This is a genomic window from Cereibacter sediminicola (assembly GCF_007668225.1).
Lineage (GTDB): Bacteria > Pseudomonadota > Alphaproteobacteria > Rhodobacterales > Rhodobacteraceae > Cereibacter_A > Cereibacter_A azotoformans.
In genome coordinates, this window is record NZ_VDEK01000005.1 from 15,000 (window position 1) to 29,573 (window position 14,574).

Sequence of the window (14,574 nt, forward strand, 5' to 3'; positions counted from 1 at the left end):
GTGACGATGATCCGGAAACTCACTCTCACAGCCGTCACGGCGCTCGCCCTGTCGGGCGGGGCCGCGATGGCGGCCGGTGGCGCCGGCCACATCGAGGATGTGGACTTCGTGTTCGAGGGCCCGTTCGGCACCTTCGACCAGCACCAGCTGCAGCGCGGCCTTCAGGTCTATACCGAGGTCTGCTCGGCCTGCCACGGGCTGAAGTATGTCCCGATCCGCAGCCTCTCAGACAAGGGCGGCCCCGAGCTGCCCGAGGACCAGGTCCGGGCCTATGCCACCCAGTTCACCGTGGTGGATGCCGAGACCGGCGAGGACCGCGACGGCGCTCCGACCGACCACTTCCCGGTCTCGCAGCTTGAGAACGCGCCCGACCTCAGCCTGATGACGAAGTCGCGCGCGGGCTTCCACGGCCCGATGGGCACGGGTCTCAGCCAGCTCTTCAACGGGATGGGCGGGGCCGAGTACATGTTCTCGATCCTCACCGGCTACCCGGATGAGCCGCCGCGGTGCGCCATCGACAACGAACCCGATGGCTACTACTACAACCGCGTGTTCCAGAACGGCGCGGTGCCGGACAGCTGCAAGGATGCCAATGGCGTCAAGACCGTGGCCGGCAGCTGGATCGCCATGCCGCCTCCGCTCATGGATGATCTGGTCGAATATGCCGACGGCCACGATGCCAGCATCCATTCGATGGCCGAAGATGTCTCGGCCTTCCTGATGTGGACGGCCGAGCCGAAGATGATGGCCCGCAAGCAGGCCGGCTTCACCGCCGTGATGTTCCTGACCGTCCTGTCCGTCCTGCTCTACCTGACGAACAAGCGGCTCTGGGCCGGCGTGAAGGGCAAGAAGAAGACCGAAGCCTGATCCCGCAGCGGATCGACCCGAAGGCCCCGCTCGCGCGGGGCCTTCTGCTTTTCCAGGGCCGGATCAGGTACCGAGATACTGCCGCAGCGCGGGCGGCGGATCGGCAAAGAGCGCGTCGGTCTCGCGCGGCGCCTGGGCGACACCCTCCGCCACCAGCACCGTTCGCCCGGCAAAGCGGCGGGCATCCTCGGGATCATGGGTCACCATCAGCACCGTCGCCTGCGTCTCGGCGGCGATCTCGGCCACCAGCGTCAGCATCTCGGACTTGAGCGCGGGGCCGAGCGCGGCGAAGGGCTCGTCGAGCAGCAGAACCGGTCGCGCCCGGAGGAGGGCGCGCGCCAGCGCCGCCCTGCCCTGCTGGCCGCCCGACAGCCGCCCCGGCCGCGCATCCCCGAACCCCGACAGGCCGACACGCTCCAGCGCGGCCTCGATCCGCTCCCTGTCCTGGCGTCCCAGCCGCAGCCGCGGCGACAGGCCGAGCCCCAGGTTTTCGCGCAGCGTGAGGTGCGGGAAGAGGTTCTGATCCTGAAAGAGAATGCTCACCGGCCGGTCGCCCGGCGCCATGGGCCCGAGATCACGCCCCTGCCAGAGCACCCTCCCCTCCGCCAGCGCAACAAAGCCCGCGATCGCCATCAGCAGGGTGGACTTGCCCCCGCCCGACGGGCCGATCACGGCCAGACGCTCGCCCGCGGCCGCCTGCCAGTCCGCGCTCAGGGTGAAGCTGCCGAGCCGCACCCGCATCCGGTCAAGATGCAGCATGGCGGCCTCCACGGTCAAAGACCCAGAACAGGGCAAAGCTCGTCAGCACGAGCAGAAGCGCCGCCCCCGCCGCCTGCTCGAGCCGGTAGGCCCCCATCAGCCGCTGGACGAGGAGCGGCAGCGTGGCGCCGCCTTCCCCCGCAAAGAGCGCGATCACCCCAAGATCCCCCATCGCCAGCGCCGCCGAAACCCCCAGCGCAAAGCCCAGCGGCCGCCGCAGCCGGGGCAGCGTCAGCCAGCGAAGCCGCGCCAGCCCGCGCAGCCCCAGCGCCTGAGCAAGTCGCCCGTAGTCGGCCTCGAGCGCGCGGGCCTCGGGCGCGAGGATGCGGTAGGCGAAGGGCAGCGACAGGATCGCATAGACCAGCATCGTCACCGGCAGCGCGACCAGCGTCGGATTCAGGAACGGATGGACGGCGAGGAACAGCCCGGTCCCGAGCACGAGCGACGAGGCCGCAAGCGGAAGGGTCGCCACCAGCCCGAATCGCGGAGAGGCCAGCGCCAGAACCAACGCCCCCGAGACGGACAGGAAGGCCGAAGGCAGCGCCACCGAAAGCGACCGTCCCGCCGCCGCCCAGACCTCCGGGGGCAGCTGCAACAGCCCCGGCAGCCCGCGCGCCGCGACCATGGCCATCGGCAGAAGAAGAAAGGCGGCCGCTGCTGTCAACACGAGGGCGTCCGCCACTCGGCGCCAGCCACGCGGCGCAAAGGGCACGGCGGCACGATCAAGGCCCGCGCCGAAGGCCGAGGGCAGGGCCACGGCACCCGTGGCCAGCACCGCCGCGCCGCAGATCGTGAATTGCAGCGCGGCCAGCAAGGCCGCCCGCCCAAGGTCGAACTCGAACCGGAGCGCCTGATAGATCGCAAGCTCGACCGTCGTGGCCCGGGGACCCCCGCCCAGCGTCAGGGCGACGGCAAAGCTTGACAGGCAGATCACGAAGACCACGAGCGCCACGCCCGGCAGCACCTCGCGCAGCATCGGCCGCTCGAGATGCCGCGCGACGTCGGCCGGGCCGAACCCCAGCGCCGCCGCGAGGCGAAACCGCTCGGACGGAATGGAAAGCCAGCCCTGCAGGATCAGCCGAACCGCAAAGGGCATGTTGAAGAAGACATGCGCCAACACCACCCCATGCAGCCCGTAGATCGAGAGTGGCGCCACCGCCAGAGCCTCGAACCCACGATTGAGCAGGCCCGCCCGGCCGAAGACCGCGATGATCCCCAGCACCGCCACAATGACCGGCAGCAGGAAGGGCGCGCCCAGCAGCGCGATCATCAGCCCGCGGCCCGGAAAGCTGCGCCGCGCCAGCGCCCGCGCCACCGGAACGGCGAGCAGCACCGACACGAGGGACGAAAGCGCCGCCTGAAGGACCGTGAAGCGCAGCGCGGCCCAGTCGGCAGCCCCCAGCGCGCCGCCGCCCGCCCGCGCCATCACCAGCGCGAGCGGTCCCAGCGTCAGCGCGGCAAGGGCCGCGGCAACGATCAGCGCGCCAGCGCGTCTTGCCATTCGCGGAGGGCCTCCGGCCGCAGCGAGAGGGCCTGATCGGCCGGCAGAAGCAGCGACACCTCCGGCCGGACCAGCGTCTCGAACCCGTCGGGCAGCCCGCCGGCCGGCAGCCTGGCGGGATACATCCAGTTGGTCGTGGGCAGCACCGACTGCACCGGCTCTTCAAGCAGGAAGGCCAGGAAGCGGTCGGCCAGCTCGGGCTGGTCCGAGGCCGCGAGCTTGCCCGCCACCTCGACCTGCAGGTAGTGGCCCTCGCGGAAGGGCGCCGCGGCCTTGCTGTCATCCTCTTCGGCGATCAGGTGGTAGGCGGGCGAGGTCGTGTAGCTCAGCACCATGTCGGCCTCGCCCTCGAGGAAGAGGCCATAGGCCTCGGACCATCCCGGCGTCACCGTCACGATGTTGTCGGCCAGCGCACTCCATATCTCGGGCGCGCGATCGCCGTAGGCCGCCTTCACCCACATCAGCAGGCCAAGGCCGGGGGTCGAGCTGCGCGGGTCCTGGATGACGATCCGGGCATCCGAGGCGGCAAGCTCCTCGAAGGAGCCCGGCACCTCGGCCATCTTGCGGTCATGGACGAAGGCGAACCAGCCCCAGTCGAAGGGCAGGAACAGAGGATCGTCCCATGCCACCGGCAGATCGACCTCGGCCGCCGCGCCATGCGGGGCAAAAAGCCCCGTGGCCGCCGCCGCCGCCGTGAGGTTGGTGTCGAGACCCACCACCACGTCGGCCTCACTCCGCGCCCCCTCGAGCTGGAGGCGCGCCAGCAGCGCCGCGCCGTCGCCCGCCGCCACGAAGCGCAGGTCGCAGCCGCAGATCTCCTCGAACGCCGCCTCGACGGCAGGGCCCGGGCCCCATTCCGAGGTGAAGCTGTCGTAGGTCAGCACGGTCAACACGGGGGTCTCCGCCGCGGCCACCCCGGCCGTCAGCATGAAACCCGCAGCAAGCATCGGAAACTTCATCTCATCCTCCTCTCACGACGCGGGCGGAACGGGATGAGGAGCCATGCACCTTCCCTCCGCCGGTCCTAACCGGGTCAGGTTCAACGGGTTCGCAGCGCGCGTCTCAGCCCTTGCAGGCACCCCGAGGTGCCCCCGACCATAGCGACGCGGCCTGCCGCCGCAACAGGAAAGCCGCCCATTTCGCCAGAATCCGGTTCCCCGGCGGCCGCATCTGGCCTATGGCTCGGCCCAAACGGGAACAGGCGTCATGAGCTTCAACACCTTCGGCCACATCTTCCGCGTCACCACCTGGGGCGAAAGCCACGGACCCGCGCTCGGCGCGACCGTGGACGGCTGCCCGCCCGGCATCGCCATCGACCCCGAGGCGATCCAGCACTGGCTGGACCGGCGCAAGCCGGGGCAGAACCGCTTCACCACCCAGCGGCAGGAGCCCGACGCGGTGCGGATCCTGTCGGGCACGTTCGAGGGCCGTTCGACCGGCACGCCGATCCAGCTCATGATCGAGAACACCGATCAGAGATCCAAGGATTACGGCGAGATCGCCCAGAGCTTCCGCCCCGGCCATGCCGACATCACCTACCACTGGAAGTACGGGCTGCGCGACTATCGCGGCGGCGGCCGGTCCTCGGCGCGCGAGACGGCGGCGCGGGTGGCGGCCGGCGGGATCGCACGGGCGGCGCTGTCCGAGCTGGTGCCGGATCTGCGGATCGAGGGTTACATGGTGCAGATCGGCCCGCACGCCATCGACCGCAGCCGGTTCGACCGGGCCGAGATCGAGCGCAACCCCTTCTGGTGCCCCGACCCGGATACGGCCGCGCTCTGGTCCGATTATCTCGACGGGCTGCGCAAGGCGCATGACTCCGTGGGCGCCATCGTCGAGATCCGCGCCTCGGGCGTGCCTGCGGGGCTTGGCGCGCCGATCTACGGCAAGCTCGACAGCGACCTTGCCGCGGCGATGATGACGATCAACGCCGTGAAGGGCGTCGAGATCGGCGAGGGGATGGCGGCGGCCTGCCTCACCGGCAGCGAGAACGCCGACGAGATCCGCATGGGACCGAACGGCCCCGAGTTCCTCTCGAACCACGCGGGCGGCATCCTCGGCGGCATCTCGACGGGGCAGGATGTGGTGGTGCGCTTTGCCGTGAAGCCGACCTCGTCGATCCTGACGCCGCGGCGCTCGATCACGACCGACGGCCGCGAGGTGGAGGTTGTGACCAAGGGCCGGCATGATCCCTGCGTGGGCATCCGCGCGGTGCCGGTGGGCGAGGCGATGATGGGCTGCGTTCTGCTCGACCACCTGCTCCTCGACCGTGGCCAGACCGGCGGCCTGCGCGGCCCGATCGGCGAAGCCTAGCGCCGGGCGGCCTCAGGCACGCGCGACAGCTGCACGGCCAGGATGCCCGCGGCGATCACGACGACGCCGACCGCGTCCCAGATCCCCATCCGTTCGCCCAGAAGCACCGCCGCGACGGCCACGCCGAAGAACGGGTTGAGGAAGTGGAAGGTGGCCGCCCGCACCGCTCCGATCCGGCCCACGAGGAGAAACCAGACCCAGGTCGCGAGCAACCCCGGCACGAGGGTCGTGTAGGCGAAGGCCGCAAGCAGGCTGAAACTCCAGGAAACCTCGAGGGGGTTCTCGACCGCTAGCGCCACGGGGGCGAGCGCGGCCGAGCCCACCAGCATCTGCAGCCCCACGATGATCAGCAGGTTGCCGCCCGACGAGGCCACCCGCACCGTGAGCGTCGCCGCCGTCAGGGCGATCACGCCCACGACGCAGAGGAGGAAGCCGAGCCCGTCCTCGCCACCCGAAAGCCGCGTGCCCATGATCAGCACCACGCCCGTCATTCCGGCAAGCAGCCCCAGCGCCGTCAGCGGCCGCAGCCTCTCGTGCAGGAAGATCCAGCCCGCCAGCGCCACCAGCAGCGGCATGATCGAGGCCACGATGGCGGCAAAGCTGGCGCTGACCCAGCGCATCGCGACGAAGTTGAGCCCGAGGTAGAGCGCGTTCTGGCACAGGCCAAAGATCACCACGCCGCGCCACTGCGCGGGCGTCAGCCGGGCCGACTGGCCAAGCGCCGCGCCAATGGCCAGCGCGATGAGCCCCGAGACGAGAAAGCGCAGCGACAGGGCGCTCAGGGGCGGCGCATGGGCCACGATGATCCGCGCCGAGGCGAAGGCCGAGGACCACATGAAGGCAAAGGCCAGGCCCATTCCGATGCTGCGCAGATCCATCCCGCTCCCCCCATGAAAAAAGGGCCGCCGTCTGGCGACCCTCGGATGGCTGCCAAGGCCGAGCCCGAAGGATCAGGCGTTCACGCTGTCCTTCAGCGCCTTGGCGATCGTGAATTTCACCTGCTTGTCGGCGGCCTTGGTCACCTGCTCGCCGGTGGCGGGGTTGCGCACCTGACGCTCGGGCCGCTCGCGGCAGACGACCTTGCCGAGGCCCGGCAGCGTGACCGCGCCGCCGGCGGCCACTTCGCGGGCCACGATGGACGCGATCGCGTCGAGAGCCGCATTGGCCGTCTTCTTGTCCGCGCCCATCTCGTCAGCGAGTGTCGCCACGAGCTGCGTCTTGGTCATCGGTTTCGACATGAGAGTCTCCTGGTCTTGCCCCGCTGGACGCGGGGTCTGTTCCTGCCTCGGGGGGCTAATGCAAGGGCTACACCTTGTTTTGCAGCACAAATCAAGCCCTATTCCCGGCCTGCCCCCGCGTCAACACGCCTAGAGGAAAGCGGTTTCCTCGAAGCTGCGCAACTTTCGGCTGTGGATGCGTTCGATCGGCGTCTCACGCAACATTTCCATTGCGCGAATCCCGATGCGCAGGTGGCGGGCGACCTGCGTGCGGTAGAAATCGCTGGCCATGCCGGGAAGCTTCAGCTCGCCATGCAGCGGCTTGTCCGAGACGCAGAGCAGCGTGCCGTAGGGCACCCGGAAGCGGAAGCCGTTGGCCGCGATCGTCGCGCTTTCCATGTCGAGCGCCACCGCCCGGCTCTGGCTCAGCCGCTGCACCGGCCCGGACTGGTCGCGCAATTCCCAGTTGCGGTTGTCGATCGTGGCGACGGTGCCCGTCCGCATGATGCGCTTGAGCTCGTAGCCCTGAAGCTGGGTCACCTCCTCGACCGCATCCTCGAGCGCGATCTGGATCTCGGCCAGTGCCGGGATCGGCACCCACACCGGAAGGTCATCGTCCAGGACGTGATCCTCGCGCAGATAGGCATGGGCCAGCACGAAATCCCCAAGGCTCTGCGAGTTCCGCAGGCCCGCGCAATGGCCCACCATCAGCCAGGCATGGGGCCGCAGGACCGCGATATGGTCGGTCGCGGTCTTGGCGTTCGAGGGGCCGACGCCGATGTTGACCAGCGTGATCCCCTGCCCGTCCGGCCGCTTGAGGTGGTAGGTCGGCATCTGCGGCAGGCGCGGCAGCAGGACAAGCGGCGTTTCGGGATCGGTGATCTCCTGATCGCCCGGCCCCACGAAGGCGCTGTAGCCGGAGTTCGGATCCGCAAGGGCCGCCCGCCCGATGGCCTCGAACTCGTCCACATAAAACTGGTAGTTGGTGAAGAGGACGTGGTTCTGGAAGTGGCGCGGATTGGTCGCCGTGTAATGCGTGAGCCGCGCAAGCGAGTAATCCACCCGCTGCGCCGTGAAGGGAGCCAGCGGTAGCGAGCCGTCGGGATGGCTGAGGCGCGATCCGTTCACGATGTCGTCGTTGGTGGTCGCCAGATCGGGCACGTCGAACACGTCGCGCAGCGGGAACGACAGCACGCCCTCCTGCGGGACGGCGACCGAGGGATCGTTCGCCACCGCAAAATGCACCGGCATCGGCGTCGCCGAGACGCCGATCTCGACCGGCACGCCGTGGTTCTGCATCAGCAGCCCGATCTGCTGGATCAGGTAGTTGCGGAACAGGTCCGGCCGCGTCACGGTCGTCGAATAGGTGCCCGGCTCGGCGACATGGCCAAAGCTCAACCGGCTGTCGGCGCGGGTGAAGCTGGTGGTCGTGAGGCGGATTTCGGGATAGTAGGCCCGCACGCGCGTGGCGGGACGGCCCGAAGTGGCGGCGGCGCTGAAATGGCCCGACAGAAAGCGGGTGGACAGGGCGTAGATCTCCTCCAGCCGCCGGACCGCCTCGGCGGGGTCCGTGAAGCTCTCGGGGGCAGGCACATCGGGCACGAGTAGGGGAAGGGGCGCGTCGGTCACGGGTCTGTCTCTTTCTGTCGCTGCCTCGGGAAAGGATGCGCAGGCTCATCGACGGGGATCAAGCCTCTCCGCACCGGCGAGGGCGGACCCGTTCCCCTCTTGCGGCGCGCATCCGCCCTGCGGATAGTGGCGGCATGAAGACGTTGCTTTCCCTCGGACATGGCTATTCGGCGCAGGCGCTGGCGCGCCGGCTTCTTCCCGCCGGCTGGCGGGTGATCGGCACGACGCGGAGCGCGGCCAAGGCCGAGGCCCTGCGCGCGCAGGGCGTCGAGCCGCTGCTCTGGCCCTCCGATCCCGGCCCGGCCCTCGCTCAGGCCACCCACATCCTCGCTTCGGCCGCGCCGGGGCCCGAGGGCGATCCGTTCCTCGCCATTCACGCTTCGCGAATGGCCGAGGCCCGGCCAGAGTGGGTGGGCTACCTTTCGACCACGGGCGTCTATGGCGATCATCAGGGCGGCTGGGTGGATGAGGACACCGCCCTCACCCCCTCGACCGAGCGCGGCCGGGCCCGCGTCGCGGCCGAGCGCCAGTGGCAGGCGCTGGGTCTGCCGCTCCACATCTTCCGGCTTGCGGGGATCTACGGCCCCGGGCGGGGCCCGTTCGAAAAGGTCCGCGACGGGACGGCGCGCCGCATCGTGAAGCCGGGGCAGGTCTTCAGCCGCATCCATGTCGAGGACATCGCGCAGGTTCTGGAGGCCTCGATCCGGCATCCCGAGCCGGGCGCGATCTACAATGTCTGCGACGACGATCCGGCGCCGCCCGAGGATGTGCTGGGCTATGCGGCCGAACTGATCGGCCTGCCTCCTCCGCCCGAGGTGCCCTATGACGAGGCCGAGATGACGCCGATGGCGCGCAGCTTCTACGCCGAATCCAAGCGGGTGCGGAACGATCGGATCAAGGAACGGCTGGGGGTCCGCCTCATCCATCCCGATTACCGTTCGGGGCTGCGCGCCCTTCTCGCGACGGGCGGTTGAAGGGAAGGGGCCCCGCTCGCCGGGGCCCTGCCCGGGCTCAGGCGCGTCGGGCCAGAACCTCCACACCCAGCGTTTCCAAGGCCTTGCGCTCGATGTCGGCGGCGTTCAGGCCCGCCGTCGCATACATGGCCTCGGCGCTGTTGTGGTCGATGAACGTGTCGGGCAGCACCATCGAGCGGTAGCGGAAGCCGCGGTCGAAGACCCCCGCCTCGGCCAGAAGCTGCGCCACATGGCTGCCGAAGCCGCCGATGGCGCCTTCCTCGATGGTGATGAGCGCCTCGTGATGGGCGGCCAGCTGCAGGATCAGGTCGCGGTCGAGCGGCTTGGCAAAGCGTGCATCCGCCACCGTGGGCGAGATCCCGCGCGCCGCCAGCGCCTCGGCGGCCACCTGCACTTCCGACAGGCGGGTGCCGAAGGACAGGAGCGCGATCCGCGTGCCCTCGCTCACCACCCGGCCGCGCCCGATCTGGAGCGGCACGCCCTTCGCCGGCATCTCGACCCCCACGCCGTCGCCGCGCGGATAGCGGAAGGCAATGGGCCCTTCGTCATGGGCGGCCGCGGTGGCGACCATATGGACAAGCTCGGCCTCATCGGCGGCGGCCATCACCACGATGCCGGGCAGGTTCGACAGGAAGGCCACGTCGAACGAGCCCGCATGGGTGGCGCCGTCCGCCCCCACCAGTCCCGCCCGGTCGATGGCGAAGCGCACCGGCAGGCGCTGGATCGCCACGTCATGCACGATCTGGTCGTAGCCGCGCTGCAGGAACGTGGAATAGATCGCGCAGAAGGGCCGCATCCCGCCCGCCGCAAGGCCGGCCGAGAAGGTGACGGCGTGCTGCTCGGCGATGCCGACGTCAAAGATCCGCTTGGGGAAACGGTCCGCGAAGAGGTTGAGGCCCGTCCCGTCCGGCATGGCGGCGGTCACGGCGCAGATGCGCTCGTCCACCTCGGCCTCCTTGATGAGGCTCTGGGCGAAGACCTTGGTGTAGGAGGGCGCGTTCGAGACCGGCTTGACCTGCGCGCCGGTCAGGACGTTGAACTTGTTCGTGGCATGGCCGCGGTCGCGCGCGGCTTCGGCCGGGGCGTAACCCTTGCCCTTCTTGGTGATGACATGGATCAGAACCGGCCCGCTGGCGCGATGCTTGACCGTGCGCAGCACCGGCAGAAGCTGGTCGAGATCGTGCCCGTCGATGGGGCCGACATAGGAAAAGCCCAACTCCTCGAACAGCGTGCCGCCGACGGTCACGCTCTTCAGCATCTCCTTGGCGCGACGGGCCCCTTCCTGGAAAGGTTCCGGCAGCAGGCCGAGCGCACCCTTGGCGGCGGCCTTGAAGTCCTGGAACGGCGCCCCCGCATAGAGCCGCGACAGATAGGACGAGAGCGCCCCCACTGGCGGAGCAATGCTCATCTCATTGTCGTTCAGGATCACGATCACGCGGTTCTTCAGGTGGCCGCCGTGGTTCAGCGCCTCGAAGGCCATGCCGGCCGACATCGAGCCGTCGCCGATGATCGCCACCGCGTCGCCCGTGTCGCCGCCCAGCTCACGCGCGGCGGCAAAGCCCACCGCCGCCGAGATGGAGGTCGAGGAGTGCCCCGCGCCGAAGCAGTCATAGGGGCTTTCCGACCGCTTGGTGAAGCCCGAGAGCCCCCCGCCCTGCCGCAGCGTGCGGATGCGGTCGCGCCGGCCGGTCAGGATCTTGTGGGGGTAGCACTGATGCCCCACGTCCCAGATGATCTTGTCGCGCGGCGCGTCGAAGACCGCATGGAGCGCAACCGTCAGCTCCACCACGCCGAGGCCTGCGCCCAGATGCCCACCCGTCACCGACACGGCCGAGATGGTCTCGGCTCGCAGCTCGTCGGCGAGGTTGCGCAGCTCACGGTCCGTGAGGCCCTTCATGTCGACCGGAAGCGTCACCCGGTCGAGCGTCGGCGTGCAGGGTCTGTCGGTCATCGTCTTCCTTCAGCTTTCACGCGATATGACGAAGCGCGCGGCCTCGATCAAAGTTCCTGCCTCTGGCCCATAGGGGGCAAGCGCCGCCTCGGCCTCCTCCACCAGAGCCCGCGCGCGCGCCTTGGCGCCGTCGAGCCCGAGGAGCGAAACGAATGTGGCCTTGCCGGCCTCGGCATCCTTCTGGAGCCGCTTGCCCGCCTTGTCCGCATCGCCCTCGACGTCGAGAATGTCGTCGGCGATCTGGAACGCAAGCCCGAGCGCCGTGGCGTATCGGCGCAGTGGCCCCGTGTCCGCCTGCCCCAGGATGGCGCCCGCTTCGGCAGACCAGCGGATCAGCGCCCCCGTCTTGCCCGCCTGCAGGTGGGTGATCTGTTCGAGCGTCAGGGGAACAGCCGCCGTCTCGGCGGCAATGTCGAGCGCCTGGCCCAGCACCATGCCCTCGGCGCCCGAGGCCCTGGCGAGCGTCTCGACAAGACGGATCCGCACCTCGGCCGGGCCCAGCGCCGGATCGGCCAGCAACTCGAAGGCCAGCGTCTGCAGCGCGTCGCCCGCAAGGACAGCGGTGCATTCGTCCCATTTCCGGTGCACCGTCGGCAGGCCGCGGCGCAGGTCGTCATCGTCCATGCAGGGCATGTCGTCATGCACGAGGCTGTAGGCGTGCAGGGCCTCGATCGAGCCCGCGGCGCTCACCGCCGCGTCGGGCGCGATCCCGTGCAGGCGCGCGGATTCCAGCACGAGGAATCCCCGCAGCCGCTTGCCGCCCTGCACCGCATAGCGCATGGCATGAACCACCGGCAGCTCCTCGCGATCCGCCAGCGCCGCGTCAAGCCGCGCCTGCACCCGCGCGGCCGCATCCGTCAAAGCCTTGGAAAAGCTCACAATCCCTCCGCCGGAACCGTCCCCGTCGCGCGACCTTCGGCGGCGCGGATCAGTTCCACCTTGTCCTCGGCATCCTTCAGCTTCTGCGCGCAATGCGCCTTGAGCGCCGACCCGCGCTCGTAGAGGCGGATGGAATCGTCCAGCGGCACGTCGCCCTTCTCCAAGGCCGTGACGACCGCCTCCAGCGCGGCCATCGCCTCTTCGAATGTCATCTCTGCCACTGCTTTTTCCGTCATGCGCTCCGCTCCAGAAGGACGCCCACATGCGCCGCGCTGCTCGCGGCGAGGGCAGCCAGATCATATCCGCCCTCGAGTGTCGATACCACCCGCCCGCCGCATGACGCCGCAGCCAGATCGCACAGGCGCCCGGTGAGCCAGCGGAAATCCTCCTCGCGCCAGTTGAGGTTGGCCAGCGGATCGGCGGCATGGGCGTCGAACCCCGCCGAGATCAGGATCAGTTCGGGCTGCCAGTCCGCGATGCGCCGGAAGGCCTCGTCCCAGGCCTCGCGCATCTCGGCGCCCCCGCTGCCCGGGGCGAGCGGCAGGTTCAGGATCTGCCCGTGCGCGCCGCGTTCGTCCGCGGCTCCCGTTCCCGGATAGAGCGGCATCTGGTGGCTCGAGACGAACAGGGCCCGCCCCTCGTCCCACAGCAGATCCTGCGTGCCGTTGCCGTGATGGACGTCGAAATCCACCACGGCGACGCGCCCCAGACCGTGATGGTCAAGCGCGCGCCTGGCCGCGATGGCCACGCTGCCAAAGAGACAGAAACCCATCGGCTTCTCGCGTTCCGCATGGTGGCCGGGCGGGCGGCAGCCGACGAAGGCCGAGGAGGCCTCGCCCGCCAGCACCAGATCGACCGCGGCACAGGTGCCGCCGACGGCGCGCATCGCCGCCTCGAACGAGCCCGGCGACATCCAGGTGTCGGGATCCAGTCCGGTGATGCCTTCGGTGGGCTCCGCACGGCGAATCCGGTCGAGATGGCTTTGCGGGTGGCAGCGCAGCACCTCGGCGTCATCGGCCATCGGCGCGTCGCGCCTCTCGAGCGGCAGCCCGTCGAGAGCCGCCGCCACCGCCGCCATGCGCTCGACCCGCTCGGGATGCCCCTCGGGCGTCACATGCCCTTCCGAGGCCGCGTGCGAAATCCAGACCACCGTCATGCCGTTCCCTCTCCTATGCGCTGCCCGAGCCTGCGGGGAAAGCGCCGGCATCTCAAGCGCGACGAAGGGAGGCCCGGTCATTCGCGCTTCGCCAATGACCGGAAGGCTGCCGCGTCAGTCCGGGGCCAGCATGTAGCCCGAGCCGCGAACGGTCTGTAGATAGCGCGGCTGCCGCGGATCGACCTCGATCTTCCGGCGGAGGCGGGTGATCTGCACATCCACAGCGCGTTCCTGGCTCTGGCCCTCGTCGCGGCCAAGATCCCCCACCAGCCGCTCGCGGCTCACCGCTTCGCCGGGCTGCGCCGCGAAGATCCGCATGAGCGCCGCCTCGGTCGCCGTCAGCCGCACGGGCTCGGTGCCGCGCCAGAGCTCGCCCCGCTCCAGATCGTAGCGCACGTCGCCCAGATGCAGCACCTTCGGCCCCAGTTCGGGCCGCGCCGAGGGCACGCGCCGCAGGATCGCGTTGATCCTGAGCAGCAGCTCCTTCGGCTCGAAGGGTTTGGCCAGATAGTCGTCCGCCCCCGCCTCGAGCCCCTCGATCCGGTGCGACGTCTCTCCCCGCGCCGTCAGAAGCAGGATAGGCGTCGCCAGATCCTCGCGCAGCGCGCGCGTCAGCGAGACGCCATCCTCGCCCGGCATCATCACGTCGAGCACGATCAGGTCGAACTCGAGCCCGTCGAGCAGCCGGCGCGCCTGCGCCGCATCCCGCGCGGACGAGACGAGAAACCCGTTCCGGATCAGAAACTTCTGCAGAAGGCTCCGAATGCGCTCGTCATCGTCCACCACCAGAAGATGCGCCTGCGGCTCGCTCACGCTCCACCCTCCTTCAGCGTCTGATACTGCCGACGCAACTCCGGATCCATCATCGCCTCCAGCACCTGCCGAAAGCCCTGAACCGCCGCGGGCCCCGCCGCGCGGTAGGCGGCCCGCATCCGTGCGCGCTGCGCATCCGACAGCGCCCGCTCGAGGTCGGTCCCCCTCGGGGTGAGGTAGAGGTGTCGTTCGCGCTTGTCCACCCGGCCCACACGGCTCTCGACAAGCCCGTCCTCGATCAGGGTCCGCAAGACCCGGTTCAGGCTCTGCTTGGTGACGCCAAGGATCGAGAGCAGGTTGTTGACCGTCGTGCCCGGGCTGCGGTGGATGAAATGCATGGCCCGGTGATGCGCCCGGCCATAGTCGAGATCACCGAGGATCCTGTCGGGGTCGGCGGTGAAGCCGCGGTAGGCGAAGAACATCGCCTCGATGCCCTTCCTGAGCTGCTCATCCGTTAGGAACAGCAGCGACTCGCCGCCCCCCGGTCCCGGTCCGCCCTCCGCCATGGTCCGCCT

The 14,574-nt window shown here is 69.6% G+C and carries 15 protein-coding genes and 1 riboswitch; of the genes, 3 read left to right on the forward strand and 12 right to left on the reverse strand.

Annotated features, from left to right (window positions below):
• Positions 1-6 precede the first annotated feature (6 nt).
• Complete coding sequence (petC, locus tag FG154_RS05065) at positions 7-867, forward strand: cytochrome c1 (RefSeq protein WP_145104910.1); 861 nt, start codon at positions 7-9, stop codon at positions 865-867.
• 63 nt (positions 868-930) lie between these two features.
• On the opposite strand, the gene FG154_RS05070 is transcribed toward petC, so the two are convergent.
• Genes FG154_RS05070 through thiB form a run of 3 tightly spaced genes read right to left on the reverse strand, consistent with a single transcriptional unit; the run spans position 931 to position 4,086 of the window.
• Positions 931-1,626 (reverse strand): thiamine ABC transporter ATP-binding protein, encoded by a 696-nt coding sequence (locus FG154_RS05070; RefSeq protein ID WP_145104912.1) that lies wholly within the window; start codon positions 1,624-1,626, stop codon positions 931-933.
• On the reverse strand, positions 1,613-3,127 hold the full coding sequence (locus FG154_RS05075; protein ID WP_145104914.1) for a thiamine/thiamine pyrophosphate ABC transporter permease ThiP: 1,515 nt from the start codon (positions 3,125-3,127) through the stop codon (positions 1,613-1,615). Before FG154_RS05075 ends, FG154_RS05070 begins: the two co-directional genes overlap by 14 nt.
• The gene (gene thiB, locus FG154_RS05080; RefSeq protein ID WP_145104916.1) at positions 3,103-4,086 is read right to left on the reverse strand and encodes a thiamine ABC transporter substrate binding subunit; all 984 of its coding nucleotides are present in this window, start codon (positions 4,084-4,086) and stop codon (positions 3,103-3,105) included. Before thiB ends, FG154_RS05075 begins: the two co-directional genes overlap by 25 nt.
• Before the next feature lie 34 nt (positions 4,087-4,120).
• Positions 4,121-4,220, reverse strand: a riboswitch (TPP riboswitch).
• 113 nt (positions 4,221-4,333) lie between these two features.
• Here thiB and aroC point away from each other — a divergent pair.
• Positions 4,334-5,440, forward strand: a complete 1,107-nt coding sequence (aroC, locus tag FG154_RS05085; RefSeq protein WP_145104918.1) for a chorismate synthase — start codon at positions 4,334-4,336, stop codon at positions 5,438-5,440.
• On the opposite strand, the gene FG154_RS05090 is transcribed toward aroC, so the two are convergent.
• The 3 genes from FG154_RS05090 to FG154_RS05100 form a co-directional block, all read right to left on the reverse strand.
• Positions 5,437-6,318, reverse strand: a complete 882-nt coding sequence (locus FG154_RS05090) for a DMT family transporter (protein WP_145104920.1) — start codon at positions 6,316-6,318, stop codon at positions 5,437-5,439. The two genes, aroC and FG154_RS05090, sit on opposite strands and share 4 nt — an antisense overlap.
• Before the next feature lie 72 nt (positions 6,319-6,390).
• Positions 6,391-6,678 carry an HU family DNA-binding protein gene (locus tag FG154_RS05095; RefSeq protein ID WP_011909743.1) on the reverse strand — a complete coding sequence of 96 codons (288 nt, stop codon included), beginning with the start codon at positions 6,676-6,678 and terminating at the stop codon, positions 6,391-6,393.
• A gap of 129 nt (positions 6,679-6,807) precedes the next feature.
• Positions 6,808-8,286 (reverse strand): AMP nucleosidase, encoded by a 1,479-nt coding sequence (locus FG154_RS05100; RefSeq protein WP_145104922.1) that lies wholly within the window; start codon positions 8,284-8,286, stop codon positions 6,808-6,810.
• A gap of 134 nt (positions 8,287-8,420) precedes the next feature.
• Between FG154_RS05100 and FG154_RS05105 the strand changes: the two genes are divergently transcribed.
• A complete protein-coding gene (locus FG154_RS05105) occupies positions 8,421-9,260 on the forward strand; it encodes an SDR family oxidoreductase (RefSeq protein WP_145104924.1) in 840 nt (279 codons plus the stop codon).
• 37 nt (positions 9,261-9,297) lie between these two features.
• Here FG154_RS05105 and dxs read toward each other — a convergent pair whose 3' ends face one another.
• From dxs to FG154_RS05135, 6 genes are all read right to left on the reverse strand, one after another.
• The gene (gene dxs, locus FG154_RS05110) at positions 9,298-11,211 is read right to left on the reverse strand and encodes a 1-deoxy-D-xylulose-5-phosphate synthase (protein ID WP_145104926.1); all 1,914 of its coding nucleotides are present in this window, start codon (positions 11,209-11,211) and stop codon (positions 9,298-9,300) included.
• A gap of 9 nt (positions 11,212-11,220) precedes the next feature.
• Complete coding sequence (locus tag FG154_RS05115; protein ID WP_145104928.1) at positions 11,221-12,090, reverse strand: polyprenyl synthetase family protein; 870 nt, start codon at positions 12,088-12,090, stop codon at positions 11,221-11,223.
• On the reverse strand, positions 12,087-12,326 hold the full coding sequence (locus tag FG154_RS05120) for an exodeoxyribonuclease VII small subunit (protein ID WP_011909738.1): 240 nt from the start codon (positions 12,324-12,326) through the stop codon (positions 12,087-12,089). The genes FG154_RS05115 and FG154_RS05120 overlap by 4 nt, the downstream gene beginning before the upstream one ends.
• Positions 12,323-13,246, reverse strand: a complete 924-nt coding sequence (locus FG154_RS05125) for a histone deacetylase family protein (protein WP_145104930.1) — start codon at positions 13,244-13,246, stop codon at positions 12,323-12,325. Before FG154_RS05125 ends, FG154_RS05120 begins: the two co-directional genes overlap by 4 nt.
• A 114-nt stretch (positions 13,247-13,360) precedes the next feature.
• Entirely contained in the window at positions 13,361-14,059 is a 699-nt protein-coding gene (locus FG154_RS05130) for a response regulator (RefSeq protein WP_011909736.1), read from the reverse strand.
• Positions 14,056-14,565, reverse strand: a complete 510-nt coding sequence (locus FG154_RS05135; protein WP_145104932.1) for a MarR family winged helix-turn-helix transcriptional regulator — start codon at positions 14,563-14,565, stop codon at positions 14,056-14,058. Before FG154_RS05135 ends, FG154_RS05130 begins: the two co-directional genes overlap by 4 nt.
• Positions 14,566-14,574 lie beyond the last annotated feature (9 nt).

Bases quoted from the DNA above. Each gene is read 5' to 3' on its own strand.
- FG154_RS05135 (WP_145104932.1), bottom strand. From the start codon at position 14,565: ATGGCGGAGGGCGGACCGGGACCGGGGGGCGGCGAGTCGCTGCTGTTC.
- FG154_RS05070 (WP_145104912.1), bottom strand. From the start codon at position 1,626: ATGCTGCATCTTGACCGGATGCGGGTGCGGCTCGGCAGCTTCACCCTG.
- FG154_RS05090 (WP_145104920.1), bottom strand. From the start codon at position 6,318: ATGGATCTGCGCAGCATCGGAATGGGCCTGGCCTTTGCCTTCATGTGG.
- dxs (WP_145104926.1), bottom strand. From the start codon at position 11,211: ATGACCGACAGACCCTGCACGCCGACGCTCGACCGGGTGACGCTTCCG.
- petC (WP_145104910.1), top strand. From the start codon at position 7: ATGATCCGGAAACTCACTCTCACAGCCGTCACGGCGCTCGCCCTGTCG.
- FG154_RS05075 (WP_145104914.1), bottom strand. From the start codon at position 3,127: ATGGCAAGACGCGCTGGCGCGCTGATCGTTGCCGCGGCCCTTGCCGCG.
- FG154_RS05105 (WP_145104924.1), top strand. From the start codon at position 8,421: ATGAAGACGTTGCTTTCCCTCGGACATGGCTATTCGGCGCAGGCGCTG.
- FG154_RS05125 (WP_145104930.1), bottom strand. From the start codon at position 13,246: ATGACGGTGGTCTGGATTTCGCACGCGGCCTCGGAAGGGCATGTGACG.
- aroC (WP_145104918.1), top strand. From the start codon at position 4,334: ATGAGCTTCAACACCTTCGGCCACATCTTCCGCGTCACCACCTGGGGC.
- FG154_RS05120 (WP_011909738.1), bottom strand. From the start codon at position 12,326: ATGACGGAAAAAGCAGTGGCAGAGATGACATTCGAAGAGGCGATGGCC.
- FG154_RS05095 (WP_011909743.1), bottom strand. From the start codon at position 6,678: ATGTCGAAACCGATGACCAAGACGCAGCTCGTGGCGACACTCGCTGAC.
- thiB (WP_145104916.1), bottom strand. From the start codon at position 4,086: ATGAAGTTTCCGATGCTTGCTGCGGGTTTCATGCTGACGGCCGGGGTG.